Origin of the sequence: Arenibacter arenosicollis, from assembly GCF_014397245.1 — a bacterium.
Lineage (GTDB): Bacteria > Bacteroidota > Bacteroidia > Flavobacteriales > Flavobacteriaceae > Arenibacter > Arenibacter arenosicollis.
This window is the reverse complement of the sequence record NZ_JACLHY010000035.1, coordinates 21,879-32,837: the sequence shown is the minus strand read 5'-3', so window position 1 is coordinate 32,837 and position 10,959 is coordinate 21,879. Positions and strand designations below refer to the sequence as shown.

Sequence of the window (10,959 nt, the reverse complement as noted above, 5' to 3'; positions counted from 1 at the left end):
CCTTTAATGCCAAAGTAAAGGCTTTTAGATCACAATTTAGGGGAGTCAGGAATACGGAATACTTCTTATATCGCTTGATTAAATTATATTCTTAAAATGGTAAAAACCCAGATTTTGGACATGATCCCATAATAATCCCAACGATAAACTGAGGGTAGAACCAATTTACCGGTAAAAGGAGAGTTAAAGTGTTGTGTTAGGTATTTTGGAAGAGAATGTATAATTATGAAGCTAAATCCTAAATGTTGTACATATGTTGTACAGAAGTAAAAAACCCAGAAGCATAAACTCCTGGGTCCCTGTATTTACTGGTAGCGAGAGGGGGGCACGATCCCCCGACCTCCGGGTTATGAATTTGAAAAAATTCCCAATCATTCCCCTAAAATGCCCTTAATTTTATAAAAACGTTTACGAAATCGTTTACTGTATTAATATTAAATTTTAAGGAAAAATACGTTGTATTTTTTAGGAATACAAATCGCATTATTTATTGAATTAGTAAATACACCACTTTGGCCTAGGAAGCACCTATAACGTTAAATAAGATAAAACTATTGTTATTAAATTTCAATTAAAAAGCCCTGCATGAATATTTTTTATTTTTATAATTTAAACTTAATAATTCCAGAAAACCATGGCCATTATCTACATTTCTGAGATGGCAATATATATGAAATGGAATTTAAAATATTTTTATTTGCTAAAAATCAATTACTTTTTTTATACATTTATCATCTTTAACGGTAAATAATTGAACAATTAGTATAAGTGTTTCCAAATAAAACTCATAATAACGATTTACTTCTTACCCACTTCCGTAATGGTAATCAAAAAGCGTTTAAAACACTATTTGATCAATATTGGGAGGTTATGCTCGTAAAGGCAAATTCTATTCTTACGGATAGGGATGTAGCACAGGATATTGTGCAGGATATATGGATAAATTTATGGAATCAAAGGGGAAAATTAGTGATTTCAAATTTTGAGGCGTATATTTTTCGTGCTGTCCGCTATGGCTGTTATAAATATTTAAGGGATAATAAATTTACCACTACTCAACTTAAAACTATTGATTCTTTAGTAATAGAAAGTTCTAATGTTGAAAATCAACAAAATCTAGAGGCGACCCAAAAACTTATAGACAAGTCTTTGGAAGAGTTGTCTCCTAGATGTCAACAAATTTTCACATTGAGCCGTATAGATGATATACCTAATGAGGAGATTGCTTTAAAATTAGGCATATCAAAAAGGTCCGTTGAGAATCAAGTTTCCTTAGCTCTGAGGGTCATTCGACGACATTTGGCCTCACTTTACTTCTTTTCTTTTATCTATTTTTTATTGTTTTAAGAAGCGCGCTGTATTGATGGACATTGTAACTCACATTTTAGGGGTGTAATATTCAACTTTTAAAAATGTTAAATATATGTTAAATACAAATATGTGATGTGAGTCATAGGCACATTTTGGTTCTTAATATTATAGGATAAGCAAATGCACGAAAAAGAATTTAGGAAGTTGTTGGATAAGTACCTTGATGGAACTATTTCTGAAAATGAAAAAATGATTCTGCAGAAATTTGAGAAAGAGCAGATTTCAGAAAATTACAATCAACACTTTAAAAACGAGACCGACAAAAATAGTGTAAAAAATATTGTTTGGAAGAACGTAAGACTAAATACCTTTTCGGGTAGTCGTTTAGATTGGAGGGTTTTTACTTCCGCTGCAGCGATCTTAGTCGGTCTTTTAATGGTTGGGTACTTTTACTATCAAAACAACAACATTTTACACAAAAGTGAGGTTCCTCAAAACGCCATTACTTTGGAATTAGAAGATGGTAGTACAAGAATCATTGAAGAAAATGGCTCAGTCATATTAACGGACAAGGAGGGAAGTGTTCTAGGTCAGCAAAAAGGACATGAGCTAGTATATTCGAATTCTGAGGGCATAGAAGAACTTGTGTACAATACCTTAACAGTACCTTTTGGAAAAACTTTTGTTCTGCGTTTGTCAGATGGAACCAAAGCATACTTAAATGCGGGATCGTCGCTAAAATATCCAGTTAAATTTTTAAAGGGCCAAGAAAGAAATGTTTACGTTATTGGAGAGGCATTTTTAGATGTAGCCAAAGATTCCCTACGTCCGTTTATTGTTAATACTGATAAAATGAATGTAAGGGTTTTGGGAACAAAATTCAATGTTTCGGCTTATCCCGAGGATGAGACTTCCGATGTGGTTTTGGTAGAAGGTGCTGTTAGCTTACACGAAGCTGAAGAGAAATATGACCCTAAGAATGTTGTCTTGTTGAAACCAGGGTTCAAGGGTAGCTTTAACAAGAATAATAAAAGTATTACTACAGATAAGGTTATTACAAGTTTATATACATCTTGGATGGGCGGAGAATTGATCTTTCGCAATATGTCTTTTGGCAATATTGTTAAAAAACTGGAAAGACATTATAATGTAGTTATTCTGAACCAAAATAAAGATTTGGCATCTAAAAAATTCAATGCCAACTTTGGAAACCAAACCATAGAGGAGGTTCTACAAGAACTTAAAGATAATTATGGAATTGATTTTAAGATTACAAGCACAGGAGACATAGAGATTAAATAACCATTATATATAAACCAAACAAAAATAAGCCAATGAAAAGAAAAAAATAACCACCAAGAATCACCTTAGAACATAACAAAAAAAAACGGAAAATGCTCGAACATTTCCCGATTTGCTAACAGTGATTAAAAAAAATAATTAACCACCTTAAAACACTTTAAAAGTATGAAAAAACTTCTTTATAAAACAAGAAGGCGCAGCCCTATATTTAAATTTGACCTAAAAATGAAATTGAGTATCCTGTTTGTATTGGTCGCCTTTTTTTCGCTAAAGGCCAATGACAGCTATGCACAGCGAGCTAAAATTACATTAAACCTTAACAATGTTTCTGTAGGCCAAATTATAGATGAGATTGAGAGTACAACAGAATTTCAATTTGTTTACAAGATTGAGGATGTTGATTTGAATCGTATTATTTCTATCGGGGTAAATAACGAAAAGATAGAGGATATTCTTAACCGAATTTTCATAAATACCCGGACCACTTATAATGTAAATGACCGGAGGGTCTATTTGTTACGGCGTATGGACACGCCTATCATAAATCCCCAAAAAGTGGAATACACAAATCCAGTAGTTCAAGAGATTATATCTGGTTCTATTACCGATAAGGATGGTAACCCCCTGCCTGGTGCCAATATAGTTGAAAAGGGAACAACCAATGGTGTAACAGCCGATTTTGATGGGAATTTTTCTATTAACTTGGGGAATGCCAACGCTGTTTTAGTAATTTCTTATATTGGTTTTGCCAATAAGGAAATCCCTGTAAATGGCCAAACTGCATTGCGAATTGTTCTGGAAGAGAGTGCGGCTGGGCTAGACGAGGTTGTTGTTGTTGGGTATGGTACCGTAAGGAGGAAGGACCTGACTGGTTCAGTTTCATCCGTAAAGGCCGAGGAGGCATTTGTAGCACCTGTTTCAAACTTGGATCAGGCTATTCAGGGAAGGGCTGCAGGTGTTTTTGTAACCTCTCAAAATGGAGCTCCGGGCACAGGCGCAACGATTAGAATAAGAGGAGGAAATTCGATTACTGCTGGAAATGAGCCGCTTTATGTGGTTGATGGATTCATTGGGGGGGGTAACCTTAATACTATCAATCCAAATGATATAGAGTCGATTGAAATCCTCAAAGATGCCTCTTCGACCGCTATATATGGTTCCAGAGGTGCCAATGGAGTAATTTTAATAACAACAAAAAAAGGTAAAATCGGCAAGTTACAAGTTAACTTGAGGAGCGCACAGGGTGTACAAGTATTGCCAGAAAGGATAGACGTGCAGACTGGACGTGAATTTGCTGAGTATAGAAATAAACTAAACCCTGGCCTTTTTGATTTGAATAATCTACCTGGGCAAGAAACTAATTGGCAGGATGAGATTACGAGAGCAGCTTTTTTTTCTGATTATCAGGTATCTGTTTCAGGTGGGGATGAAAAAACAAAACATTATACTTCTTTTGGGTATTTTTCACAGGAAGGGATTATTAAAGGATCTGACTTTTCGAGATATTCTCTTCGAACAAATATAGACCATAAATTATCCAATGTTTTCAAGGTTGGGGTAAACCTTTCCCTTTCCAGGTCAAAGACTAACAATAACCTGATTAGTACACTGTCGTTAGTAAGGGAAGACCCATTGAAACCTCCCTATGATGAAGATGGAAACTACTCCGTATACAATATTGGGATAGATAATGGCGGGGGAAATTTACTGGCCAACACCGAACTTAACTTGGATGAGACAATTTATGATCGTGTGCTTGCCAACACATTTATAGAGGCTCAGTTGGCAAAGGGGCTTAAATTAAGGTCGACTTTTGGCGGCGATTTTACCCATAGTAAACGAAATCGATTTGTACCTTCAATAAATCCATCTAAAATAATCTCTGGTAGATTGGCCAACGCTTCTATAAATGAAGAGAACACCACTTCATTACTCAATGAAAATACCTTAAATTATTCTGTACTTTTTGACAAACATTCACTTAATGTTTTAGTGGGGGCCACTGTGCAAAAATCGGAGACCCAGTCCACTTCAATTGTTGCCAATGAACTACCGAGTGATGGGGTTGAATTCAATGCCTTGGAATTGGCACCTATAGAGGAGACTGGGATAGACAGCGATTATTCTGAGTTTGGGTTGAATTCGCTACTTGGGAGAATAAATTATTCGTATAATGACAGATATCTGTTAACCTTATCCGTTAGGCGTGATGGTTCATCCCGTCTAGGGGCCAATAACAAATATTCTACATTTCCCTCAGCTGCGATAGCCTGGAAATTATCTGAAGAAAACTTCATTAAAAATAGTAAAGCAATAGATAACTTAAAACTGAGGGCAAGTTATGGACTTACTGGTAATTCCGGTGTTGATCCGTTTTCTACCTTGCCTACGATCGGTACCAATGCCACAGCCATTTTAAATGGTATTCCGGTGATAGGGGCACAACAAACCACTTTGGCCAATCCTGATCTTAAATGGGAAACTACTAGTCAGTTTGACATAGGGCTTGAGGCATCTTTTTTTGATGGTCGGCTAACGGCAGAAATAGATTATTATTCCAAGAAAACTGAAGATCTTTTGCTTGCAGCAGAAGTACCTTTTTTTACAGGATTTACCACCCAACTCCAAAATGTAGGAACACTTGAAAACAAAGGTTTTGATTTGAGTTTGGGTGTGATACTGATTCGCACAGATAATTTTACCTGGTCCACCAATTTAAATGTTTCAACTTACAAAAACAAAGTATTGGACCTAGGCGGCAAACCCTCGATAATCACACATAGGCTAGGGTCTCCTTCCAATGATATTACTAGTCAGTTAATTGTGGGAGAGGCAGTAGGTACTTTTTGGGGCTCATTTTACGAAGGGGTAGACCCCGCGTCTGGAGATGCAATATTCACCGATATTAGTGGACCAGATGGAGTGCCCGATGGTATTGTCGACGAAAATGATAAAGGGGTGATAGGTTCTTCCAATCCAGACTTTTTTGGAGGATTTCAAAATAACATTCGCTATAAAAATTTTGATATTGAGGCATTCTTTCAGTTTACCCAAGGCAATGAGAACTACAACACCGATGTTTACCAAGTAAACGGAACACAATTAAATTCATATGCACGCCTGAGGGAGGGTATTTGGACCCCTGAAGATCCTAACAACGCAACAATACCAGGATTCAATAGTACTTCCTTCAATACATCCAGCACATTGTATCTCCAAAACGCCAGCTTTTTACGTTTGAAAACATTGCAACTTGGATACACACTGCCCCTTACCAAGCTTAAGGCTATAAACCAATTCAGGATTACCCTTACAGGTACGAATCTTTTTCTAATTAAGGATAAGGACTACCTTGGGTTTGACCCCGATGTAAGTAGTTTTGGAACTAACAATACCTTGCGAGGTTACGACAATATTAGTTACCCTCAGAATAGGTCATTTTTACTTGGTTTTGATTTCACGTTTTAATAAAAATATTTGAAAATATAAATATCATGAAAATAAGAAATATTAATTTTCTAGTTGTCATAGTTCTTTCAATTGTCACATTGGGGTGTAGTGATATATTGGAAGAAGATGCAAAAGGATTACTCACACCCGATCAATTCTTTACAAATCAAGATGAGGCTAATTTGGCTCTCAATGGTCTTCAGGCAAGACTCAAAACGGATGAAGTTACTGGGCAATTTATGCTTTTTTACCAGTTTTTGGGCACGGATGAAGGCGTTGTTGCCCGTGATGGAATTCCCGCCAATACCACCGTTGGGACTTATGACTTTAACACTTCAAATTCCGAAGTTTCTGGAATATGGCAGCAATTATACGCCGGTGTTAGGGATGCTAATTTGGTGCTAGCACGTGTAGCACAGTCAACATCTCTTAGTGAGGACGAGAAATCAGCTACAATTGCGCAAGCCCTGTTCTACCGAGCCCATTTTTATTACAGGCTTACCACTATTTACGGGGATGTTCCGTATTGGCGGGATGAAATAGATATAGATGCGGTTTCCCTTTTAGGCAAGACCTCGGCAGCTACAATACAAACAGAGATGGTAGCAGACCTGGAAGAAGCTATTGGTTCTGGAAAATTATCAACAGGAAGATGGAACCAAAGTGGTGGGAGAGTAACAGTTTGGGCTGCTCGTATGATGAAAGCACATTACCATATGTGGATGCAACAATATGACAAGGCTCGAACTGAGTTGATTGAAATTACACAGAATTCACCTCACGGCCCAGAACTGGGTCCTTATGGCGAAATATACAGGGAAGGGAATGACCTTCACAATGAAATAATCTTTGGTGTGGAATATCTTGTGGGCGTAGCTTCGAGCAACATTCATAATGGTGCTCATCCCAATGGTGGTTCGGAAGGTGGAGGAAGCAGTCCGGCTGGCAAGGCGTTTAGTGAACTTGGTATTTGGACAAGGGCAGGAACTGTGACATTGAGAAAAGGACTAGCGGATTCCTACAGTGCTGATGATATTAGGTTAGCCTATAATGTATTCGACAGTCACACACTTGAGGATGGCACCTTTGCGCAATTTAATCACATTTACATACCTAAGTTTATGCGTGCCAAAGTACCAGTTGCAGATCCTTTGTTTGTGAATCCAGAAGCAAACGGCCAATCCGGAGCTCCGAACAGGCTCATGCTTTTGGCAGATGCTTATTTGATGCTTGCCGAAGCGGAATTTATGCTCGGAGGCTCTAGTGAGGCTTCCTTGGCAGCCATTAACAAGGTTAGGCAGAGGGCAAATGTGCCAGCATTGACCACAATTACCTTAAAGGACATACAAAATGAGCGCCGCTGGGAACTTGCAGGAGAAGGGTTTGGCAGAAAAACCGATTTGATACGATGGGGCTTGCTTGAGGAGACGGTTTTGGCATTACCTGCAATAGAAATTGCTGCCGGTGCCAATCAACAATCCATAGATCGGGCCCAAGCTGCGGCCAATATTATTGCGGGAGCTCCTGAGGGTAAGTATCAGTTTCTACCCATACCATTTGATGAGATTACAAAAAGTAAAGATTTGGGAGGAAAATTGGAGCAAAACCCTCTGTGGCAATAGTTGTCTTCTATTGTAATAAAATCTAAAATATAAACTAAGAATCATTCCTTGGTCCTAGACCAGGGAATGATAACTAAACACGATTAAATATGAAAAAAGTCAGTTTAGCGTTTTTAATATTTATACTTGGCTTACAAACCTATGCACAAGGCATTACGGATCCCATAAAGCCTAACATCCTGTTTATTTTTGCTGACGATCAAATGTTCAACACAATCGGAGCTTTGGAAAATTGTCCGGTAAAAACCCCCAATTTAGATCGCCTAATGAACAATGGCGTTTCTTTTTCCCGAGCCTATAATCAAGGATCTTTTGCTCCGGCGGTGTGTGTAGCCAGTAGGACTATGATCATCACAGGAGGTTATCTTTGGACTGCGGCCACTTTTTCAAGAAAAGGAAATGCGTCCAATGATCACAATGCCCCTGGAAATAATCCTAGATATGAAATTCCTTTTAAAAAACCGGAAAAGTATTGGCCCGAATATTTAAAGGAAGCGGGGTATGATACGTATATGTCTGGTAAATGGCATATAGGTGAGGTCTCACCCAATGATGTGTTTGATAATGTCAAGGATATACGACCCGGTATGCCAAACCAAACCAAGGAACGTTATTCCCGTACTTTTGAAAGGGATAAAGCCGATACCTGGTCTCCTTATGATAAAGAATTAGGCGGCTTCTGGAAGGGTGGAAAACATTGGAGTGAAGTGTTGGCTGATAACGGTATCTCTTTTTTGACCCAATCTGCAAAGAGCGAAAACCCGTTTTTTATGTATCTCGCCTTTAATGCTCCTCACGATCCTAGACAAGCTCCTAAAAAGTTTGTAGACATGTATCCACTGGATGAGATCAAGGTTCCGGAAAATTTCATTCCTGAATATCCATATAATGAATATGCTGGGGCTGGGCGTACACTTAGGGACGAAAAACTGGCACCTTTTCCCAGAACAGAATATTCAGTAAAAGTGAACTTGCAGGAATACTACGCTATAATAAGCCACATGGATGAACAGATCGGGCGTATATTAGATGCACTCAAAGCTTCTGGGAAAGCGGACAATACGTATGTTTTCTTTACGGCCGACCATGGACTTGCCGTAGGAGATCATGGTTTTATGGGAAAGCAGAATATGTATGAGAGTAGTATGAGGGTGCCTATGATCATGTCAGGACCCAACATTCCCAAAGGTAAAACCGTTGATTCCTTTGTGTACTTACAAGATATCATGCCAACTACACTGGAAATAGCCGGTCTAAAAAAACCGGATCAAGTTGATTTTAATAGCTTATTGCCTTTGGCCACAGGAAAAGTCAATACCAGTAATTATCCGGTAGTCTACGGGGCGTATTTTGGTACACAGAGAATGTACAGAACAGAAGAATATAAAATGATTATTTATCCAACCGCGAATAAGGTCCGTTTGTATGATATGAAAAACGACCCTTTGGAAATGAAGGATTTAGCGGAAAACAGAGATGATTACAAAGTGGTTTTAAATACCCTCTTTAGGGAGTATAAGATATTACAAAAGCGAATGAACGATCCTGTGGACGTTGAAGAAGCCTTTGAAAACTTTATGGCTGGGGTGCCAGCACCTACATTAAGGACTAAATAAAAACACCTAAGCACAAGTAAACGTATTATGAAAAAAATAAAAAAAACGGGCATTCTGTATGTCTTTTCCATACTAATTTTGCTATCAGTCCCGTCCTGTAAAAATAAATCAGCTCAAACAGAAACTCCCGAAATTGTTTCAACAAATGCGCCTTACGATGGGAGTTGGGAATCGCTTCAAAAAATGCCGATACCCGACTGGTTCAACGACGGAAAAATAGGAATTTTTATTCATTGGGGTCCTTATAGCGCCATTGGATATAAAAAGGAAGGGAAAGGATATGCAGAGCATGTGCCGAAACTCATCTATGAAGATTCGGCACATTATTATAACTATCTTAGAAAACGGTGGGGTGCCGCCCCCCCTGAGTTTGGTTACAAGGACATCATTCCCGAATTTAAAGCAGAAAAATGGCAACCAGAAGAGTGGGCAAAGCTTTTTGCCGAAGTAGGTGCTAAATATGTAGTGCTAACGGCCGAACATCATGATGGCTGGGCAAATTGGGATTCTGACCTTACCCCTTGGAATGCCATGGATATGGGCCCCAAAAGGGACATCGTTGGTGACTTGGGGCAAGCGGTTCGTAATTATGGACTTAAGTATGCGCCTTCATACCATAGAGAGAGACATACAAGCTTTTTTACCACAGAGAAGTATAAGGTAGACGCAAAGCCACGTCCGGATATCTTAGAAGAGATCAAACGAATGCCAGAATCTGAAAAACTTTACGGTCCGTTTGGATTTAGTAAAGAAGCAGTGGATGAATATGTAGCCAGATGGAAAGAAATTCAGGATAAATACCAGCCGGATATGTTGTGGGTCGATGACATTCCTATTTTCACACGTGACGGAAACGAAACGCGAAAAAATCCTCAGGTGTTCAAACCTGTAATAAAATATTTCTATGACCAGTGTCGCCTTATGATCACCGATTTTATGAATAATGGCGCAGCAAATGGTCAAGCCGTTTATGTCAACAACAAAGGAGCCAACAGAAACTGGCCCGATGGGGTAGGGTGTTTGGAAAAGGACAACCTTAAACTAGAAGTAATAGGACCCAAATGGCAGAGCTGTACCACCTTCGGTACCTCTTTCGGATATTTGGAAAATGACACCTATAAGTCAGTTCAGGACATCATAAAGGAAATGGTGGAGGTTGTATCCCGTAATGGCAACTTTTTGATCAATATTGGTCCAAAAGCAGATGGTACCATTCCCGATGAACAGGTTATGCGACTTCATGAAATGGGAAATTGGCTAAAAATAAATGGAGACGGTATATATGGTACCCGGTATTGGAAAGAAAACCACCAAGAAAAGGGGCATTTGGCTTTTACAACCAAAGGAAAAGCACTTTATGCCATCGCTTTGGAAAAACCTAAGGAAACTATTGTTATTGAAGCAACTAAAGGGTGGAGTGCTTCTAATATTAAGTCTATTACACTTCTAGGTTCAGATGTTAAAATTGAATGGAAAGTAACAGATGATGGACTTGAAATTACTCCCCCGACGGATTTAGGTAAAAGTTCGTTTGCATGGACGTTCAAGATTTTGACAGATAAGGAACAACATACGCCAAACGTTATCGAAACTAATGTGGATAAAGCATTAGAAGGGACAAAAAAGGTTGATCTTGACGGATACCATAAATAGAAGCC

The 10,959-nt window shown here is 38.6% G+C and carries 6 protein-coding genes; all 6 read left to right on the top strand.

Annotated features, from left to right (window positions below; genetic code table 11):
- The first annotated feature begins 768 nt into the window (after nucleotides 1-768).
- The 6 genes from H4O18_RS20840 to H4O18_RS20815 all read left to right on the top strand — a co-directional run bounded on the left by H4O18_RS20840 (nucleotide 769) and on the right by H4O18_RS20815 (nucleotide 10,954).
- Complete coding sequence (locus tag H4O18_RS20840; RefSeq protein WP_187588285.1) at nucleotides 769-1,347, top strand: sigma-70 family RNA polymerase sigma factor; 579 nt, start codon at nucleotides 769-771, stop codon at nucleotides 1,345-1,347.
- A gap of 144 nt (nucleotides 1,348-1,491) precedes the next feature.
- A complete protein-coding gene (locus H4O18_RS20835) occupies nucleotides 1,492-2,613 on the top strand; it encodes a FecR family protein (RefSeq protein ID WP_187588283.1) in 1,122 nt (373 codons plus the stop codon).
- A gap of 165 nt (nucleotides 2,614-2,778) precedes the next feature.
- Nucleotides 2,779-6,081: a TonB-dependent receptor gene (locus H4O18_RS20830; protein ID WP_187588281.1), complete on the top strand. Its 3,303-nt coding sequence runs from the start codon at nucleotides 2,779-2,781 to the stop codon at nucleotides 6,079-6,081.
- A gap of 26 nt (nucleotides 6,082-6,107) precedes the next feature.
- Nucleotides 6,108-7,685: a RagB/SusD family nutrient uptake outer membrane protein gene (locus H4O18_RS20825; RefSeq protein ID WP_187588279.1), complete on the top strand. Its 1,578-nt coding sequence runs from the start codon at nucleotides 6,108-6,110 to the stop codon at nucleotides 7,683-7,685.
- A gap of 89 nt (nucleotides 7,686-7,774) precedes the next feature.
- Nucleotides 7,775-9,301 carry a sulfatase family protein gene (locus tag H4O18_RS20820; RefSeq protein ID WP_187588277.1) on the top strand — a complete coding sequence of 509 codons (1,527 nt, stop codon included), beginning with the start codon at nucleotides 7,775-7,777 and terminating at the stop codon, nucleotides 9,299-9,301.
- A 27-nt stretch (nucleotides 9,302-9,328) separates the two neighbouring features.
- Complete coding sequence (locus H4O18_RS20815; protein WP_187588275.1) at nucleotides 9,329-10,954, top strand: alpha-L-fucosidase; 1,626 nt, start codon at nucleotides 9,329-9,331, stop codon at nucleotides 10,952-10,954.
- Nucleotides 10,955-10,959 lie beyond the last annotated feature (5 nt).